Raw genomic sequence first — 17278 nt, forward strand, 5'->3', positions numbered from 1 at the left:
TTTAAGGCCCTAGACCCGCAGCATTTCATCAAATTCCCGCCGCACCATGCGTTTGTAGCTGTTAATGATCTCGCGCCCCTCGTGGGCCGACACCGAGATCGCAAGCCGCATGGTTGCCTCGCCATTATACATGATCAGAAGACACCGGGCGGCAAGTGCATTGTGGTCACCATCATTGTTGCGAATACGCAGGATGGTTTTGGTCAGCAAGGCCGCATTCGCCCGACTGACTTCAAGTTCCATATCGCGCAGCGTTTTGTCCGCCTGTGTTCCGGTCCAGATATCGCAAATAACCGGTTCGGCCAGAAACAGCTCATAATAGGTATCGATCAGCTGTTCAAAGGCCGCAACAAAGCCCTTTGCATCCATGACATGTGCCAGTGCCTCTTCGATGCAGTGCTGTGATTCCTCGTTATACCGGTCGGCAAGGGCATGAATGATCGATGCCTTGTCGGGGAAATACTGATAGAGCGATCCGATAGAGACTCCCGCCTTTTCTGCGAGTTCCCCCATCTTCATGGCATCACTTCCCTGCGCTGAAATCAGCTCGCAGGCGACCTTGAGGATATTTTCGACCCGCTCGCGACTGCGTTTTTGGGATGGTGCCTTGCGCATTGTTTTCGCGTTTTCCGACAATTGGTTACGCCCTGTTTTCACCTGTGATCTCCGGTAATTCTCGACACCTGACACAGGTTGATGATGACCAAACTCTCTTGACGAACAAAATACGAGGATTTATCACATTTGGCAAATGTGAGGATTACTCACATTTTGAAATCTCACATCAGGAGGAACCACCATGCCCACAAATCCGCGTTTTCTTGTTCTTGGCGCAACGGCCAAAACCGGCCGTCGCGTTACCGGAAAACTTGCATCCCGTGGCTACGAGGTAAAAGCCGTATCGCGCAGCACGACACCGGCCTTTGACTGGACCAAGCCTGAAAGCTGGGATGATTGCCTGCACGATGTTGATGCCGTTTACATCACATTCCAGCCCGACCTTGCGGTTCCCGGATCAGACAAGGTCATCGCGCAGTTTGCCAAAACCGCCATCGCCCACGGTGCAAAACGGCTTGTGATGTTGTCTGGTCGTGGCGAAGAAGCAGCACATCTGGCAGAAGCAGCACTTTTGCAATCAGGTGCAGATGCCACGATCCTGCGTGCCAACTGGTTCTTTCAGAATTTCAACGAGGATCTTTTCCTGCCCTATCTTCAGTCAGGCACGCTTGCCCTTCCGGCAGGAAACATCCCCGAACCGTTCATAGATGCCGATGACATTGCCGATTGCGCGGTAACCTGCCTGCTGGATCCGGCGCATATTGGCAAAACCTATGAGCTTTCCGGTTCGCAAGCACTGACCTTTGCCGAGGTGACCGCCATCATCAGCACCGCAAGCAACCGCCCGATTGATTTTGTGTCAATCACCCTTGAAGACCTTGATCGGGGTCTGGCCAATGACGGGGTTCCCGAAGATTTCCGCGTCCTGATCGGCTATCTGTTTCGCGAAGTTCTGGACGGTCGAAACAGTACGCCGACCAGCGATGTCGAGAAAATCCTTGGGCGGCAGCCAAACACATTGGCCCAATTTGCAGCTGACGTTGCCAAAAGCGGGATATGGCAGCTTGCCAAACGCGCATAAAAAAATGGTGCGTAGCCGGTAAGGCCGCTACGCACCAGTTCAAGCAACACCCTATCCAGGGGACAGGGAGGTCTTCACTAGGTAAACAGGGATCTGTTTTCTTCGATAATCAGAGGCAGGCGCTCCATGGTGCCAGAAAGGTGATGGCGCATCTCGGCAACCGCTGTTGCCCCGTCCCCTGACTGAATGGCCTCAATAACCGCCTTGTGGCCATCAAGGACCGAAACCATCTTGCCTGCACGCGGCAGATCAAGCGTCCTGACACGGGCAAGGTGGCCGCTGCGCGCGGTGATCTGCAAATGCAGGTTGGACTGGTTCACACCGTTGAACAAAGCCGCATGGAAGCTGTCATCAAGCTGTTTGAACAGATCAATCTGTTCAATATCGCCGACAAGCGCTTCCTGCATTTTCAACAACCCCTTGGCCTTGGTGACGGCCGGGGTTTCCTTGATCTCGGCAAGCTGGCGCACCACCTCGCATTCCGCCGCAACCCGAAGAAAATGTTCTTCGCGAATGCGGGCTTCGTCGATTTTGGTCACCACAGTGCGCGATTGCGGATAGGAAACCACAAGCCCGTCCTGCTCAAGGCGCATGATGGCTTCGCGCACGGGCGACTGGCTAACCTTGAAACTTTCGGCAAGTTCAGCGCGCACAAGTGTTGTTTCGGGCAACAGCGCCAGTGAAATGATCCGGTTGCGGATATCTTCATAGACCAGTGCCGAGGCCGGAACATGGGCATTGCCCTTGATCCCGCTATCAGAGATCCCAATCAGTCCGCTCGTAGATGTATTCATTTTCATCTATCTCCCTGGCAATTCTATGAATGCCTAAATCCTTGAGATCACTCATTACATTAATGCATTGGGCAGTAACAACGTCAAACTCGGGACCGCTACCATCAGGATGAAAAAGATCACCATCGCGATGAAGAACGGGATTGATGCCTTGGTATAGGCCCCTGTTTTGACATCAAGAATACCGCAGACCGTAAACATGATGACCCCGACAGGCGGTGTAAGACCGCCGAAATTGATAAGGGTCACGATCAGGATCCCCATATGAACCGGGTCATACCCGGCATTGACCAGGACCGGCATGACAATTGGCGTCACCAGCAAGATATTGGCCGCCCCTTCAAGGAACATGCCACTGATCACCAGAACCGCCACAACCAGCATCAGAATCGCTGTCGGATTTTCCGTCAGGGTCGTGACAAATTCGGTGATCTGTTGCGGGGCACGTTCAATGGTCATGGCGTAACCAAGAACCGCCGCCATGATGATCAGCAACATCACCATGCCAAGATCGGATACCGAGCTTGTCACGGCCTCTTTGAACTTCGCGAAATCGAGTTCACGATAGGCAAAAAACCCGACCGCCAGCGCATAGAAGACAAGAAACGCGCCAGCCTCGGTCGCCGTAAACAGACCAAAACGGAACCCGACAATCAGGATCACCGGAAAGGCCAGTGCCCAGATGCTCTCACCAAAGCTTTTCAGCAGTTCCTTGCCTGCGGGCATGTGCGGCAGATCAGGCTGATAGCCATTTTTCTTTGCCACAAACCATGACGTGATCATCAAAACAATGGTCAGGCAAATGCCCGGAATGATCCCGGCAAGGAACAGACGACCGATGGAAACTTCATTGACGAAACCAAACAGGATCAACCCGATGCTGGGCGGAATGGTCGCCGTGATCACGGAGCCAAACGCCAGGACCGCCGCAGTCGATGCTTTGGAAAATCCCTGTTTGATCATGCTGGGGCCAAGAAGGCGTGCCTCCATCGAGGCATCGGCAACCGCAGAGCCGGAAATGCCGCCCATCATGAAACTCAGCACAATTGATACCTGTGCCAACCCGCCAGCCATCCAGCCGGTCAGAAGACGGGCAAATTTGACAAGCCGATAGGTAATGCCGGTCACATTCATCAGGTTCCCGGCAAGGATGAAGAATGGCACAGCCAAAAGCGGAAAGCTTTGGGTTGCAGTCACCATTTTCTGGATGACCACGGTCGGCGGCATCGCACCGCTGACAACAAAGACCGGAATGGATGCAAGTCCGAGTGCAAAGGCAACCGGCAAGCCGATAATGAGGAAAACCGTAAACAGAATGGCAATCAGGATCAGCATCAGACGGTCCCCCGGTTTCGAATACGCCGGATCAGCAGGGACACCATGGTCCGCAACATAAGAAGAATGCCGACAACCATCGACGCGTGAATGTAGGAGGCATGAATCTGTGCGGCACCGACAAGACGCGGATGCATCAGGATCATGTTGCCCCATGCGTAATAGAGAAGAAACGCAAGGAAACTGATGACGACAAGAATGTTGAAAATCTCGATCATGCCAACGGTCCGTGCGGAAAAGACTTCCTGAAGAACCTGAAGGCCGAAATGCCGGTCTTCCTGCATGGCAATGTCGGCCGCCAGCATGCAAAGCCATGCAAAGATCAGCTGCGCCATTTCGACCGACCAGATGATCGGCGTTCCCATTGCGCGCGCCACAGACGCGATTGCCACAAGAACAACAACCGCAACCAGAAGCCCCCCGGCACAGGCAAACTCAATTCGCTTGAGCATGTATTCCATTCCATTTTGAAGTTTGATGTGCGTTGCCCTGCAAACAAGGCAACGCACGAAGGCACGGCAGGTGGATCAAATCCGTCGATTAACGACCGAGAACCTTCTTGACGATGGCGGCCTCTGCTTCGAGATCAAGCATCTGGTAAACCGGGGCAACGGCTTCCTTGAACGGGGCCAGATCGACATCGCTGACGGTAACACCGCTTGCCGCCACATCTGCCAGCGCCTTGTCACCAAGTTCGATGGTCAGCTGCGACGCATAACGGCCATCTTCAACCGCAAGGTCACGAACGATTTTCTGGTTTTCGGGGGAAATTTCGTCCCAGGCCTGTGCGCCGACAACAAGGGCTGTGACCAGCTGAATGTGACCGGTTTTGGTGACATTCTTGATCACTTCATAAAGTTTTGCGTTCCAGATCGCAGTCGGCTGGGCTTCGGCACCATCAATCGTGCCAAGCTGCAAGGCGGTATAGACTTCGCCCCAGGCAATCGGGGTTGGTTCGGCCCCCATTGCACGGATGGTTTCAATCCATACCGGCGCACCGATGGTGCGCATGCGCACACCGGCAAGGTCGGCCGGGCTTGAAATCGGCTTCTGGGTCAAGGCATGGCGTGCGCCCTGATACCAGTTTGACGCAATCATCACGAGGCCGGACTTCTCGCGCAACTCATCCCCCCAGGCGATATATTCAGGCGAAAGCGCAAATTTGTCGGCTTCCTCATAGGCATCGAACAGGAACGGTGCCGACATGATGGCCAGTGACGGCACGAAGCTTGAAAGGCGGGCAACATCGGTCACGGTGCCGATTGCAGCACCGGCACGGGCCTGATCGATCATTTCGGTGGTGTCGCCAAGCTGGGAATTGTGGAAGACCTCGATGATCACATCACCATTGGTCGCCTTTTCCACATCCGCCTTGAACTTCTCAAGCCCCTGCCCCATCGGATCATTGGGTGACAAGACGGTTCCGATCCGAAGCGTGGTTGCAGCCGTTGCTGGAACCGACAGGGCCACAGCCCCGGCCAGCACAGCACAGAGTCCGAGTGTTTTTACCGCTAGTTTCATCTGGATATCCTCCCGTTGGATTGGCATTTTGCCTAAATTGATATTTTAGTTGTTGTAAAATCCTAATTATCAATTGCCAATCTTGTCAACGAAATTCTCAGCTTGTTAATTTATATAAAAAACAATGACTTAAACTGAAAAATTCATTTTCACACGCTCCGCTTGTAATCAACCAGGGCGCAAACATGGCAAAACCGACCCCGATGAAATTGAAAATCAGGGCCCGCTTCAGGCCGACATGACACATCAAGATTGACCACTTTTCGGGCGCTATTTCCGGCAGCAAGAACACAATTTCCATCACCGGTCGTGACAACTAGTTGCAGAGCAACAACCGGGACATTGAAACCCCTGTCCGGCCGTTACCTGCCAACTGAGCCAAGCCTGGAACGGGCACGCGAAACGGCCCAAGGTGACGGATGCACGCAGAATTAAGATCAGGGAGGGTTTTGGTCAGACTGCAAAAGTGCAGATACAGACGCAGCGTCGCCTTACTGTGTGACGCTTCTGTATTTTGCAGGCGTCAGTCCGGTAAAACTGGCAAACCGGGTGGTCAGATGGGCCTGACTGGAAAAGCCGGTAGCAAGGGCGATTTCGGCAACCGAGGCCGGATCACCGCGCAGCATTTCCATGGCCCGTTCGATCCGGCGACGCAGGACAAATTTATGCGGTGCCTCGCCAAGCGTTTTGCGGAACATCCGGGCAAAGTGATAGGTCGACAAATCCGCCACATCTGCCAGTTCTTCAATCGTCAGCGGCTGATCAAGATTGGCATCGACAAAGTCGATGACGCGGCGTTTGACAATCGGTGACAGACCACCGCGCACCTTGAAATCAAGATCACGACGCGTCGAATAGCTGCGCAGCATATGCCCCATCAACATCTGTCCGGCATTCGACATCGCCATCCGGTCAGCCGCCACATCCCAGTCAAGGGGCAGCATGGCATGACGCACGGTATGTTCGATAAGGGGATCAAGGAAGAAGGTCTTCTCAGGCACTTCGACCGCATTGGGTTCGATGTCAAAAGCCTCGACCACGGCGCGTTCCCAAGCGGCATGCGGGATATAAAGATGAAACAGTTCCACCTCACCCTGCACCAGCCAGTCCGACGTCATGAAAGCCGGCATCAGGCAACAGCGCCCCGGCCCGCCACCGGTCAATGGATCGGCACCGGCATGGCGCTGGATGCCGGTTCCACCATTCACATAAAGACTGATGGTGTGATGATCGGGATCGGTATAGCGCGTCATCACATCGGCCTTGCGCCGCCAGTGTGCTGCCGAAATGCTGTCGCCAAAATCCCCCGCGCGCAGCAGATTTGCGTCCCCGATCAACTGATTGAAGACTTCAAATTTCTGATAGCGCCCGTTCGGCTGAAAGCCGGACCGGGAAAATTGCGACATATGCGGTTCTGACATCAAGATTTCCTGAAGTTCCAGAACCCATATTCGCATCGCACCCGGCACTTGCAAAGCATGTTCAACGCATCCCTGCCCCGAATTGCGCAAGAATGTGAAAAACACCGCAAGAACGTGAAAGATGCCGCGGGTTGATTATGGCTTAATCATCAGATCGGATATGCCCCACATATCCGGTGCACAACCTGATCCCGCTCGCGCCACCAGTGAACGGGTTTCACCCCTCGCGCCAATATTGAAAGCCCCGAAATGACTGCCCTCCTGTTTGCCATTGTTACTTTCTGCTGGGGATTTACCTGGTATGCGATCAAGCTTCAGATCGGCCCGATCCCGGTTGAAATTTCCATCTTCTATCGCTTTGCCCTGGCGGCGGTCGTTCTTTGCGGATTTTTGCTGATTGCCCGCAAATGGCGTCCGGTTCCCTTGCGCGCCCATCCGTGGATCGTGCTTTTGGGCTGCGGGCTTTTTGGCATCAACTTTATCCTGATGTATTCGGCGACTGCCTATATCGCGAGCGGCATTGTCGCGGTGATCTTTACCACCTCGACCATTTTCAATGCGCTCGGCAACTGGGCCTTTTATGGCAACCGTCCGGGGATACGCTTTGTCTTTGGCGCGGGTTTTGGCCTTGGCGGGATTGCCTGCCTGTTTGCCAACCAGATTTATGCGCTGTCGCATAATCCCCATGCGATTACCGGCATGTTGCTGGCCCTGTGCGGCACGGCCGTTTTCAGTTGCGGCAACATGGTGTCGGTCAAGCTGCACAGCATGGGCATTCCCAACCGCGATGCGGTCGCACGCGGCATGATTTATGGCACGGTATTGCTGTTTATCTTTGCCACCCTGCGTGGCCAGAGCCCGGTCATGCCAACCGACCCGCTCTATATCGGCGGGTTGCTTTATCTTGCCATTCCGGGATCGGTGGTGGCATTCATCGCCTATCTTGCACTGGTCAACCGGGTGGGTGCAGGGCGCGCGGCCTATGTCACCGTTCTGTTCCCGGTCGTGGCATTGACCGTTTCAACCTTTCTGGAAGGCTATGTCTGGACGCCGATTGGTGCGAGCGGCCTTGCCATGGTGTTGCTGGGCAATATCACGATCTTTGCCAAACTGCCGAAATTCTTCCGGCTTGCGGGGAATACAGCACCGGTCAAATAGCCCGGCGATCATCCCCAAAGACTTAAAGTCCGAAAGTGGCGAGCAGCAGAAATGTTGCTCGCCTAATCTTTGCGGGTCACCAGATCAGCAAGGAACGGACAAGATCATGCTGCCCACCGAAATCACCCCGAAACGCTTTGCGCTTGAAGAAAATCAGCTTTGCGGCAAACCTGTATCTGCGCGCGATTATCAGAAGCGCTTTGCCACCGCCACCACGGATAATGCAAGCATATCCACAAAGGAAACCCGCCCCATGTCTGCCAAACCCGATCTTAAAATGGATGGCACAAGCTGGGCGATGTTGCTGATCCTTTCCGTACTTTGGGGCGGATCGTTTTTCTTTACCAAGATCGCCCTTGTCGATCTGCCACCCTTTACGCTGGTTTTGCTGCGGGTGACGATTGCATCGGTTATTCTGTGGTGGGTTGTGCTGCTCCGTCACATCCCGATCCCGCAGGACCCGAAATTCTGGGGCGCGATTGTGATCATGGGGGCGTTTAACAATCTTGTGCCCTTCTCGCTCATTGTCTGGGGTCAGACCCATATCGCAAGCGGCCTTGCCGCCATCCTGAATGCCACCACCCCGCTTTTCACCATCGTCATTGCCCATATCGCCACCGAGAATGAAAAGCTTAATCTGCGCAAGGCGCTTGGTGTTCTGACCGGCTTTGGCGGTGTGGTGATCATCATCGGCCTGCCCGGATCGGACGGCATTGCCCAAAGTGCGACCAGATCGACCTCAGGCCTCGCCCCGCTTGCACCCTTCGCCATTCTGCTTGCGACATTTTGCTATGGCTGTACCGGGGTCTTTGGCAAACGGTTTGGCGCGATGAACCCGATCCTGACCGCGGCCGGAATGACCAGCGCATCAAGCATCATGCTGATCCCGCTTGCCGCCGTCATTGATCAGCCCTGGGCACTTCCCGTCCCCTCGACCGACACCATTCTGGCAGTTTTCGGGATTGCCGCCCTTTCGACGTCGCTTGCCTATATTCTTTATTTCGCGATCCTCAAGCGCGCCGGGGCGTCCAACCTGCTGCTTGTTACCTTCCTGATCCCGGTCAGTGCGATCCTGCTTGGTGTCGGTTTCCTTGGGGAATCGCTGCTGGTTCAGCACATTATCGGCATGGGTGTGATCGGGGTTGGGCTGGCGGTGATTGATGGGCGGTTGATTGCTGCAACAGGTACTCGAAATAAACAATAAAACTTAGCCATTGATCTAACTATCAACCTCATATATAGTTAGCTACATGGATAAGTATAACGCATCACTCGACACCATCTTTCACGCCCTGGCAGATCCAACCCGCAGGGCCGTCGTCCAGCGTCTGGCAAAGGGGCCTGCGCCGGTGAAGGAATTGGCAGAGCCATATGACATGGCCCTGCCGTCCTTCATGAAACATCTCAACGTTCTGGAAGAAGCAGGGTTGATTGCTTCAAACAAGCAAGGCCGCGTGCGCACCTGCAGCTTCAATCCGGACAAACTCGAAGCGGCAGAAAAGTGGTTCGATGAACAACGCGCCCTTTGGGCAAGCCGCTTCGACAATCTCGATACTTTGCTGTCATCTCTACAGGGAGGAAACGATGAAACCTGACTTGCGCTTCAATTTTATCGCGGACATGCAAAAAAGTACCCTTACCGTCCGCCGCGAGTTTGCAGCCATTCGCCAACTGGTCTGGGATTGCTACACCAAGAGCGAACTGCTTGATCAGTGGTACGCGCCCAAGCCGCTGACGACAAAGACCAAATCGTTTGATTTCCGCGAAGGCGGTCACTGGCACTTTGCCATGATCGACCCGAATGGCACCCATTACTGGAGCCGCACGGATTACGAAACAATCACCCCGATTGACGGCTATACCGGCTATGACAGCTTTACTGATGAAACCGGCATCGCAAATCCTGATCTGCCCCGTTCTCACCTTGCGATGACCTTCACTGATCAGGGCAAACATACGCTTACCGAGACAGTGGTGACCTATAACTCTGCAAAAGACCTGCAAACGGTCATTGATATGGGCATGGAAGAAGGCCTGACCTCAACGCTTGAACGACTGGATGAGTTGTTGCTGAAACTGAACCAGTAGCCGCCTTTAAACGCAGCAACACCTTGTAGCCGTCAGTCGCCTTGTGGTCGCTCATAGACCACCCAGTTCGATGCCTTGCCGATCCGGTCATACAGCTTGCGCGCGGTTGCATTGTCTTGTGCGGTGATCCAGACAAGCTTGAACCAACCGCGTTCATGGGCAATGTCGTCCAGACGGGTCATCAGGGCATCGGCGACACCTTGGCGGCGTGCTGTCGGCGCGACAAAAAGGTCGTCGAGCTGGCCAAACCAGGCACCGGTCAGGGTTTCCGGTACGGCCCGGTATTGCGCAAACCCGACGACCTGTCCGCCCTTGACGGCAATCAGGCATTCCATTGGTCCAGCGGGATCAAGGATCCAGCGCCAGGTGGTTTCAAGCACCGCATCAGACGGCGTACAGCCGTAAAACGCCATATAGTCGGAAAACAACGCGGCCCATATTTTGCGGTCTGCTTGTGCGACCGGGCGGATTTCAATTGTTGTCTTCATCATTCAGCCCCTATGGCACCGATGCGGTACAGGTTTGTGCCTTCTGCCTTGGCGGCATACATCGCCTGATCGGCCAGATGGATCAGGGTATCAAGCGTGCGGGCATGTTCGGGATAGATCGAAATACCAAGGCTGGCCCCCACCCGACAGGTCCGGTCGTCCGTGGTCATCGGGGCGGATACGGCGCCAAGGATCTTGTCGGCAATGCCATGGACCTCTGCATCTGTTTCAAGATCTTCAAGCACGACCGTGAACTCGTCACCGCCAATGCGGGCCACGGTATCAGAAGCTCGTACGGCCTTCATCAAACGTTGACCGGTTTCGATCAGAATGCGGTCACCTGCGGCGTGGCCACGCTGGTCGTTGATCTGTTTGAAACCGTCGAGATCAATAAAGACAACGGCGACGCGTTTCTTGTTACGCTTGGCGCGGTCGATGGCCTTTGTCAGCCGGTCTTCGAAAATGATCCTGTTGGGCAAACGTGTCAGGGGATCATTGAACGCCAGTTCGCGGATATGATCAGATGCCTCGCGTTCTTCGGTAATGTCGCGGACAACCCCCATCATTTTGACGGTTTCACCGGCATCATCCTTGATCACGTTTCCGGTTTCACGCAGCCAGCGAATACGCCCGTCCGGCCAGACAACCCGGTACTCTTCGTCGTGGTTCTCCCCGGTTTCGATACACCGGATTTCACCCTGTCGCACGCGTTCACGGTCGTCGGGATGTACTGCATTACAGAACAGGGAATAGCTTGGAGTCACCTCGCCCGGTTTGTATCCGAACATGGCATAGATGGCGTCAGACCAATAAAGTTCTTCAGTATCGACCCGCCAGTCCCAAGTTCCGATCCGCGCGAAATACTGGCTTTGTTTGAAACGGTGTTCATCGTCTGTCGTCTCGGTGCGCGCGTACGAAAGATCGCGCACAAGCATCATGCGGGTCTTGTCATGCCGATACCCCGGCCCGACAAACGTCACCTCAACCGGAAATTTCGCGCCACTGGCCCGAACGGCGTCGATTTGGTATCTGGTTTTCTGTGATTCATCGTAACCGGCAGGCAGATTTGGAAAAAGGGCCGCAAGGGCCGCCCCCTTCAAATCGCTTTCGGATCGGCCGAACATGCGTTGCGCGGCGGCGTTTACGCTTTGAAAAGATCCATCTGCACCCAGCGTCACCACGCCGTCTGACATATTCGATATCAGGGTTTCGCATATAGTTAACCGGGCCCGCGCCTGCCTGCGCGCACGGATCGAATATGCCAATGCACCAACGGCAAGGAGCGCCAGGAAAATGGAAAAAGAAACGGCATAGATCATCGGTAGGCGTGGGTTTCCCGAGTAAATTCGTCGCGCAAGATATATACATACATCCGTATAATTAAAAGCCGACCTTTGGGCTATCTATCCTTAAGAACGAGATATACCCCCCTGACGAACAGACACATCAGCATAGGACAGCGCACCCCCTCGGCAGCCAGCATCGTGCAGGTGCCCGACCTTGCTGGCAGAAGCATGAAAAATCCTGTACCATCGGATAAGCTGGCCGACTGGCATTTGCAAGCGTGACCCGGCATCCGCGTGACCCAATACAAGTGAATTCCAGATAAAGCCGTGCCCATCTAGCCAGACGGCGCAATCGTACGCGCCACCTTTAATCAGCTGAGCGAACTCAAGAAACGGTTCGCAAATCGACAAAGCATGAAAAGGGACAGAGTTGGATCACCATCAGGAATTTTTCGGGACAGAAAGCAGCATAGCCCTGATGAAGAGGAGTGCGGCTCTTTGGACACTCATCCAAGACAATCCAAGATTTGCGTATTACGGCCGAACGGTTGCGCTTTCAGATCCGCAAGGTGATACCGCCGATGTGCTGGCTTCTGTCGCAACCCTTCTTGGGGCATCAGTTGCCTATTACTTCCCCAAATTCAAGGCAGATAAACTGTTCGCGGAGCTGGAAGCACGCGGATTTTCGTGCGACCGCCATGAACATTATTGGGGTGGAGAAGCCGCCTACGAGGCTAGCTGTCAAGTCCTTGATAAGTATGACCTGCCAAGCGACCTGTCGATTGTAGCACTCGACAAAATGTCGCCGAATGAACTGGTCGCTGATGTTGCTGCACTTTGCCAATCCTGTGACGTCATGCCTGTGCCGGGCGCCATCATGCGGGGTCAAGGCAGGCGCGGCATAAACTTGGTTGCCATTGACACAGCCGGCGTACCGGTTGCGAGTGCATCTTCGTTCGTGATGCATCATCCGTCCGGAGCGCGACCAAACGATGTCTTTTGGGGCATGCTTGCCACGCGTGAGGACAGACGGGGCGAAAAGATCGGTTTAATTCTAGGTGCCAAGGCAATCATTCATATGTGGGAAGAAGAAGCCGCACGAGGTTTCATGACCGGCGTTCGCCTTGATAACCCCTCCTCGCAGGCGCTGTGCGACAAGCTGGGCGTAACGGACTCTGATTGGATCTATGCCTCTTGCATCAACAATGAAGTTCTCGGCCGAGCCAGTGTAACCAAGTAACCCATTTTAAAAAGGGGACTGTCCCCTTTTTACGAGTTTCCTTGAGGAAGCTGGGCGGAAGGCGCTTTAACCGTTGAGGCAAAAAGGGAACTGTCCCCTTTTTCTATTATATTGAATCACACATGCGGCATCAGCCTTTCCTCGGCTTTAGCGCGTTAATAACCTCTTGATTCACAGGAATAATTTCGTGAAAACCTTCGTCAAGGTTGCGCGCCAACTTTGAAGTTAGATTGGCAAACTTGAGAGCAGTTTCTATAGTTTCTTTTATTTCCTGACCATTTCGAACGGTCCGATCTCCTGACTTCTGAATGTAGTCGTCGTCTACCACGCCGCCGCAATGCTCATAAACATGACGCCTTAAGAACATAAATTTTAAAAATTCTCTATCTGCATCAGAAATATTTTTCTTAACTTGAATATCGAAACAGTTTTGCAGTTCCGCGTCGAAATATTCGAAATTATGAAACTTTATCCTCTCTGCAATATTTCGTCTCTTCTCTGTCATTGGAACAAGACGAACTAAGTGCTTCAGATAATCTGCACCACCAGAATCAAGAATCGATACGACCAACCGTATTGCTTCAGTTGGATTGATATCACCCGAAGCAATTCTCTTTTTGATATTATCTAGTTGCCCTTCAATCTGATCTAAATTGTTCCGATATCCGCAAGAGCAACAAAATCCAAAGCGTCCAAGCACATCATTGAAAGTACCGCATTTACGGCACTTAAAATTATTTTGCTGAGCTTCATCCGCCTTATAGAAAGCGGGTGGCTCTTTACCTTCTTGAACCGAAGCAAGAACCTCATCCATATCAATTATGTGTTCTCCATCTTCTGGAGCAGAAACAGCATCGTGGAACCGCTCAGTCAAGTTCTTAAGAAATGCCCTATGCCCCTGAGTCAAAAAGTAATGTGGAGCCCCGCTCATACCGCAGTAACAGCAAATGGTATTCCAAACCGCAGAAAAGCTACTCGACCTCCAGTATTTTGAGCAATTTGGACACTCATGACCAAACATCCCAGTGCGATCTGAAGCGAGAAGCGCTTGTATAAAACCAGGATTCTCCTTTGGCTTATCCGTCTCTGGGCCTACTTGTAGTCCACCTAAACGAACAAGACTGATTGGCTCTCCCTCGGAATTCACAGCAACACCAATTAACGAGGCAGGGTTCGCATTCATTACCCGCATTCCCACGCTAACAGATCGGTTACCTTCTTCATCTGTTTTGACATTGATAGAGAATTGACCACCACAATGTCCAATCTCGGAGAACTCTTGGTACATCTTCCACCCGCACCCCATAGCTTGCTATGCAATTGTTTTACTAACCGATAACCTAATGATACTTCTCAGCCTTAATCCTATTCGAGATTAGGCAATTAAGACAAATCTAATCCATCTTTAGAATATCTGTGCTTATATTGAAACCGTATGGGAATTGTAAAAATCAGCCTTTGGGCTGCTTTTTATCCTTGGGCGAAGCCCGGCGGACCATCGCTCGGGTGCGATGTCTCTCGAAAGCTGCGTGCCTCGCTTTCTCGCGAACCATTATTTTTTTTTTGGGGGGGGCAATCCCGATCCAAGGATACAAATGAAACAAGCCCTGCATCAGGGATGCAGGGCTTATTTAATTGGTAGCCGAGGAGGGACTTGAACCCCCGACACGCGGATTATGATTCCGCTGCTCTAACCAGCTGAGCTACTCGGCCACAGGATATTCTGTGGTGTTCCGCAATGTTCGGAACGAGGCGGTTTTTAAGTCAGGGAGCCGTCCCCGTCAAGCGCCTTTTTGACGTTTTTATCAAAAAAGATTTCACTTCAATCAACAGATGAAGTTTCTCCACCCTAGCCCGCCTTTCTGTGCGAAAAGGCGGGCATTGGTAGCGCAGGAGCGACTTGAACCCTCGACACGCGGATTATGATTCCGCTGCTTCAGGCTATCTGATCAGGCGACCTTAGGCAGCAGTCGCCGAATTGGCCAGAAGCTCTTCACGGGTGATCCAGCCGCCACCAAGGACACGTTCGCCCTGATAGAACACACCCGCCTGCCCCGGCGCGATCCCGAACTGGGCATCGTGAAGCTCGATCCGGGCTTCGCCGCGGGCTTCGGGGAAGACCGTTGCCGTTGTCGGCTGCATGGCCGAGCGCAGTTTGACTTCGACCTCGACACCGTTTTCATCGATCTGGTCGCCGTCAAGCCAGTTGAGGTCTTTGACATAGACCATCTTCTTGGCAAGGGCGGCTTTGGGGCCAACCACGACCTGACGTTTTTCCGGGACCAGCTTGACGACATAAAGCGGTTCTGCCGTGCCACCGATATTAAGCCCCCGACGCTGCCCGACCGTGTAATGGATCAGGCCCCGGTGATCGCCCATGACATTGCCATCGATATCAACGATCTGGCCCGGCTCGCCCGCCTCGGGACGGAGGCGTTCGACCAGACGGGCATATTTGCCATCCGGGACAAAGCAGATGTCCTGACTGTCGGGCTTGTCGGCAACTTCAAGGCCGAATTTGGCCGCAAGGGCACGGGTTTCGGCCTTGCTCATCAAATGGCCCAGCGGGAAGCGCAGGAAATCGAGCTGTTCCTGGGTGGTGGTGAACAGGAAATAGCTTTGATCACGGTTCGGATCGGCAGCACGGTGCAACTGGGCACGGCCATCAGCACCAAGTTTACGCTGCACGTAATGGCCAGTCGCCATGCAATCGGCGCCAAGATCATGCGAGGTTTCCAGCAGATCACGGAATTTGACGGTCTGATTGCATTTCACACACGGGATCGGAGTTTCGCCGCGCATATAGCTGTCGGCAAAATCATCGATCACCTCTTCGCGGAAGCGTGATTCGTAATCAAGCACGTAATAGGGAATGTCGATATCCTCGGCCACTTTGCGCGCGTCATAAATATCGCGCCCGGCACAGCAGGATTTCGCACGGGTCGGTGCATTGGCACCCATGTCATAAAGCTGAAGGGTGATGCCCACCACGTCATAGCCTTCTGATTTCAGAAGGGCCGCAACCGCGGAGCTATCCACACCGCCCGACATGGCAACAACCACGCGGGTATCTTCGGGGGCTTTATCAAAGCCAAGAGAGTTCATTTTTCCCACCCATCTGCGGGTCAAGGCCGCAGCGACAAGAAGTTGATCCAAAAAGCAACGGGCGGCATTGCCGCCACCCGCACGTTATATTTCGAGCTTATATAGGCGATGTTGGCCTATTTTGCCAGATCAAGTCCCATCTGCCAGAAATCGGCTTCAAGGCGGCTTGCCATGGCAAAGGTATCCACCAGACCATCGATGCGATCATGACCGCCACGTTTGGCAACGGTATGTTCGAGCAAATCGATCTCGGCCCTGGCCACGTCCTGGAATTCGGCGGACGCATACATTTCAATCCATGCCCGGTACGGATTGTTATCAAGCCTTGTATCAGAACTTGCCATCAGGCGGTTTGCGATTTCGGCATAGCCAACCATACAGGGCATCAGGGCAACCTGAAGATCAACCACATCGCCCTGCATGCCGCGATCAAGCACATAGCGGGTATAGGTCACACAGGCGCGCGCCTCGGGTTCGGCGATGATGTCGGCCTCAGTCAGGCCCCAGCCTTTGCAGAAATCAAGATGCAGGCTCATTTCCATATCAAGGATGGCATGCACGGTGCCCGAAAACTGGCGCATGGCGGTCAGGTCTTCGGCCTTGTAGACCGCAAGGGCATAGGCGCGCGAAAACTGGATCAGGAACAGGTAATCCTGAATAAGGTAATGTTTGAAGGCGGCCTCGGGGAGCGTGCCAGCGCCAAGCTGTTTTACGAAATCATGGCAGACATAGCTTTCCCAGGCATTGCTTGCGCGTGCGCGCAGTTTGCCAAACAGGCTGTCGGCCGGAATGATGTCGGTAAAGGTGGCGGTCTGGCTCATGGATATTTCGTCCCGTTTTATGGTTTTGGCAGGCCGGTTTTGGCACAAACAAAAACGGACCAGCCCGCAGATGCAGGCTGGTCCGTCATTTTTCTGGTCAGGGTGCAGGCCGCAAGGCGCACGTCTCAACCCTTCCGAAATCAGTCTTCGCGTTCGTCGATCCAGGCCATCTGGATGGCTTCGAGAATCTTTTCGTTCGATTTCTCGGGATCGTCTTCGAAACCTTCAAGCTCGCAAACCCATTTATGCAGGTCGGTAAAGCGAAGGTTGAGGTTATCCTTGTCAGGATGTGCTTCCTCAAGCTCGATCGCGATGTCCTGAATATCTGTCCAACGCATATTCGTCTCCTTTGACGCCCGGCATGCAAACGCATCCGGACAAC

General features: G+C 53.6%; 18 protein-coding genes and 1 tRNA gene. 6 read left to right on the forward strand and 13 right to left on the reverse strand.

The genetic code is table 11. The features are described from left to right. Nucleotides 1-9 precede the first annotated feature (9 nt). On the reverse strand, nucleotides 10-615 hold the full coding sequence (locus ACTU44_RS15180; RefSeq protein ID WP_462095824.1) for a TetR family transcriptional regulator: 606 nt from the start codon (nucleotides 613-615) through the stop codon (nucleotides 10-12). 184 nt (nucleotides 616-799) lie between these two features. On the opposite strand from ACTU44_RS15180, the gene ACTU44_RS15185 reads away from it, so the two are divergent. Then, nucleotides 800-1639, forward strand: a complete 840-nt coding sequence (locus ACTU44_RS15185) for an NAD(P)H-binding protein (RefSeq protein ID WP_462095825.1) — start codon at nucleotides 800-802, stop codon at nucleotides 1637-1639. 77 nt (nucleotides 1640-1716) lie between these two features. On the opposite strand, the gene ACTU44_RS15190 is transcribed toward ACTU44_RS15185, so the two are convergent. The 5 genes from ACTU44_RS15190 to ACTU44_RS15210 all read right to left on the reverse strand — a co-directional run bounded on the left by ACTU44_RS15190 (nucleotide 1717) and on the right by ACTU44_RS15210 (nucleotide 6710). Continuing rightward, nucleotides 1717-2433, reverse strand: coding sequence for a GntR family transcriptional regulator (locus tag ACTU44_RS15190; protein WP_462095826.1), 717 nt, complete (start codon nucleotides 2431-2433; stop codon nucleotides 1717-1719). A 54-nt stretch (nucleotides 2434-2487) separates the two neighbouring features. Next, nucleotides 2488-3768, reverse strand: a complete 1281-nt coding sequence (locus ACTU44_RS15195; protein ID WP_114100045.1) for a TRAP transporter large permease — start codon at nucleotides 3766-3768, stop codon at nucleotides 2488-2490. Then, nucleotides 3768-4220, reverse strand: a complete 453-nt coding sequence (locus ACTU44_RS15200; protein WP_114100077.1) for a TRAP transporter small permease — start codon at nucleotides 4218-4220, stop codon at nucleotides 3768-3770. The genes ACTU44_RS15195 and ACTU44_RS15200 overlap by 1 nt, the downstream gene beginning before the upstream one ends. An 88-nt stretch (nucleotides 4221-4308) precedes the next feature. Continuing rightward, nucleotides 4309-5289, reverse strand: coding sequence for a C4-dicarboxylate TRAP transporter substrate-binding protein (locus ACTU44_RS15205; protein WP_114100076.1), 981 nt, complete (start codon nucleotides 5287-5289; stop codon nucleotides 4309-4311). Nucleotides 5290-5780: 491 nt separating this feature from the next. Beyond that, nucleotides 5781-6710 carry a helix-turn-helix domain-containing protein gene (locus tag ACTU44_RS15210; RefSeq protein WP_462095827.1) on the reverse strand — a complete coding sequence of 310 codons (930 nt, stop codon included), beginning with the start codon at nucleotides 6708-6710 and terminating at the stop codon, nucleotides 5781-5783. Between the two features lie 249 nt (nucleotides 6711-6959). Here ACTU44_RS15210 and ACTU44_RS15215 point away from each other — a divergent pair, with 249 nt between their 5' ends. The 4 genes from ACTU44_RS15215 (at nucleotide 6960) to ACTU44_RS15230 (ending at nucleotide 9956) form a co-directional block, all read left to right on the forward strand. Then, entirely contained in the window at nucleotides 6960-7868 is a 909-nt protein-coding gene (locus tag ACTU44_RS15215; protein WP_462095828.1) for a DMT family transporter, read from the forward strand. A gap of 106 nt (nucleotides 7869-7974) precedes the next feature. Further along, nucleotides 7975-9072, forward strand: coding sequence for a DMT family transporter (locus tag ACTU44_RS15220; protein WP_462095829.1), 1098 nt, complete (start codon nucleotides 7975-7977; stop codon nucleotides 9070-9072). A gap of 46 nt (nucleotides 9073-9118) precedes the next feature. Beyond that, nucleotides 9119-9463, forward strand: coding sequence for an ArsR/SmtB family transcription factor (locus ACTU44_RS15225; protein WP_462095830.1), 345 nt, complete (start codon nucleotides 9119-9121; stop codon nucleotides 9461-9463). Next, complete coding sequence (locus ACTU44_RS15230; protein ID WP_336082782.1) at nucleotides 9453-9956, forward strand: SRPBCC family protein; 504 nt, start codon at nucleotides 9453-9455, stop codon at nucleotides 9954-9956. The genes ACTU44_RS15225 and ACTU44_RS15230 overlap by 11 nt, the downstream gene beginning before the upstream one ends. Nucleotides 9957-9988: 32 nt before the next feature. Here the strand turns inward: ACTU44_RS15230 and ACTU44_RS15235 are convergent, their stop codons facing one another. Next, nucleotides 9989-10447, reverse strand: coding sequence for an N-acetyltransferase family protein (locus tag ACTU44_RS15235; protein ID WP_462095831.1), 459 nt, complete (start codon nucleotides 10445-10447; stop codon nucleotides 9989-9991). After that, complete coding sequence (locus tag ACTU44_RS15240) at nucleotides 10444-11763, reverse strand: diguanylate cyclase domain-containing protein (protein WP_462095832.1); 1320 nt, start codon at nucleotides 11761-11763, stop codon at nucleotides 10444-10446. The genes ACTU44_RS15235 and ACTU44_RS15240 overlap by 4 nt, the downstream gene beginning before the upstream one ends. A 397-nt stretch (nucleotides 11764-12160) precedes the next feature. Between ACTU44_RS15240 and ACTU44_RS15245 the strand changes: the two genes are divergently transcribed. After that, a complete protein-coding gene (locus ACTU44_RS15245) occupies nucleotides 12161-12970 on the forward strand; it encodes a hypothetical protein (protein ID WP_462095833.1) in 810 nt (269 codons plus the stop codon). Between the two features lie 130 nt (nucleotides 12971-13100). Here ACTU44_RS15245 and ACTU44_RS15250 read toward each other — a convergent pair whose 3' ends face one another. The 5 genes from ACTU44_RS15250 to iscX all read right to left on the reverse strand — a co-directional run bounded on the left by ACTU44_RS15250 (nucleotide 13101) and on the right by iscX (nucleotide 17234). Beyond that, entirely contained in the window at nucleotides 13101-14258 is a 1158-nt protein-coding gene (locus ACTU44_RS15250) for a hypothetical protein (protein ID WP_462095834.1), read from the reverse strand. A gap of 348 nt (nucleotides 14259-14606) precedes the next feature. Next, nucleotides 14607-14683: transfer RNA gene (locus ACTU44_RS15255), tRNA-Met, on the reverse strand. 246 nt (nucleotides 14684-14929) lie between these two features. Continuing rightward, the gene (gene mnmA, locus ACTU44_RS15260; protein ID WP_462095835.1) at nucleotides 14930-16075 is read right to left on the reverse strand and encodes a tRNA 2-thiouridine(34) synthase MnmA; all 1146 of its coding nucleotides are present in this window, start codon (nucleotides 16073-16075) and stop codon (nucleotides 14930-14932) included. A 116-nt stretch (nucleotides 16076-16191) separates the two neighbouring features. Further along, nucleotides 16192-16896 carry a thiaminase II gene (tenA, locus tag ACTU44_RS15265; protein ID WP_462095836.1) on the reverse strand — a complete coding sequence of 235 codons (705 nt, stop codon included), beginning with the start codon at nucleotides 16894-16896 and terminating at the stop codon, nucleotides 16192-16194. Between the two features lie 140 nt (nucleotides 16897-17036). Next, nucleotides 17037-17234, reverse strand: coding sequence for a Fe-S cluster assembly protein IscX (iscX, locus tag ACTU44_RS15270; RefSeq protein WP_068518522.1), 198 nt, complete (start codon nucleotides 17232-17234; stop codon nucleotides 17037-17039). Nucleotides 17235-17278 lie beyond the last annotated feature (44 nt).

It is taken from the genome of Thalassospira sp. SM2505 (assembly GCF_054901115.1).

Bases quoted from the DNA above. Each gene is read 5' to 3' on its own strand.
- ACTU44_RS15180 (WP_462095824.1), bottom strand. From the start codon at position 615: ATGCGCAAGGCACCATCCCAAAAACGCAGTCGCGAGCGGGTCGAAAAT.
- ACTU44_RS15185 (WP_462095825.1), top strand. From the start codon at position 800: ATGCCCACAAATCCGCGTTTTCTTGTTCTTGGCGCAACGGCCAAAACC.
- ACTU44_RS15190 (WP_462095826.1), bottom strand. From the start codon at position 2,433: ATGAATACATCTACGAGCGGACTGATTGGGATCTCTGATAGCGGGATC.
- ACTU44_RS15195 (WP_114100045.1), bottom strand. From the start codon at position 3,768: ATGCTGATCCTGATTGCCATTCTGTTTACGGTTTTCCTCATTATCGGC.
- ACTU44_RS15200 (WP_114100077.1), bottom strand. From the start codon at position 4,220: ATGCTCAAGCGAATTGAGTTTGCCTGTGCCGGGGGGCTTCTGGTTGCG.
- ACTU44_RS15205 (WP_114100076.1), bottom strand. From the start codon at position 5,289: ATGAAACTAGCGGTAAAAACACTCGGACTCTGTGCTGTGCTGGCCGGG.
- ACTU44_RS15210 (WP_462095827.1), bottom strand. From the start codon at position 6,710: ATGTCAGAACCGCATATGTCGCAATTTTCCCGGTCCGGCTTTCAGCCG.
- ACTU44_RS15215 (WP_462095828.1), top strand. From the start codon at position 6,960: ATGACTGCCCTCCTGTTTGCCATTGTTACTTTCTGCTGGGGATTTACC.
- ACTU44_RS15220 (WP_462095829.1), top strand. From the start codon at position 7,975: ATGCTGCCCACCGAAATCACCCCGAAACGCTTTGCGCTTGAAGAAAAT.
- ACTU44_RS15225 (WP_462095830.1), top strand. From the start codon at position 9,119: ATGGATAAGTATAACGCATCACTCGACACCATCTTTCACGCCCTGGCA.
- ACTU44_RS15230 (WP_336082782.1), top strand. From the start codon at position 9,453: ATGAAACCTGACTTGCGCTTCAATTTTATCGCGGACATGCAAAAAAGT.
- ACTU44_RS15235 (WP_462095831.1), bottom strand. From the start codon at position 10,447: ATGATGAAGACAACAATTGAAATCCGCCCGGTCGCACAAGCAGACCGC.
- ACTU44_RS15240 (WP_462095832.1), bottom strand. From the start codon at position 11,763: ATGATCTATGCCGTTTCTTTTTCCATTTTCCTGGCGCTCCTTGCCGTT.
- ACTU44_RS15250 (WP_462095834.1), bottom strand. From the start codon at position 14,258: ATGTACCAAGAGTTCTCCGAGATTGGACATTGTGGTGGTCAATTCTCT.
- mnmA (WP_462095835.1), bottom strand. From the start codon at position 16,075: ATGAACTCTCTTGGCTTTGATAAAGCCCCCGAAGATACCCGCGTGGTT.
- tenA (WP_462095836.1), bottom strand. From the start codon at position 16,896: ATGAGCCAGACCGCCACCTTTACCGACATCATTCCGGCCGACAGCCTG.
- iscX (WP_068518522.1), bottom strand. From the start codon at position 17,234: ATGCGTTGGACAGATATTCAGGACATCGCGATCGAGCTTGAGGAAGCA.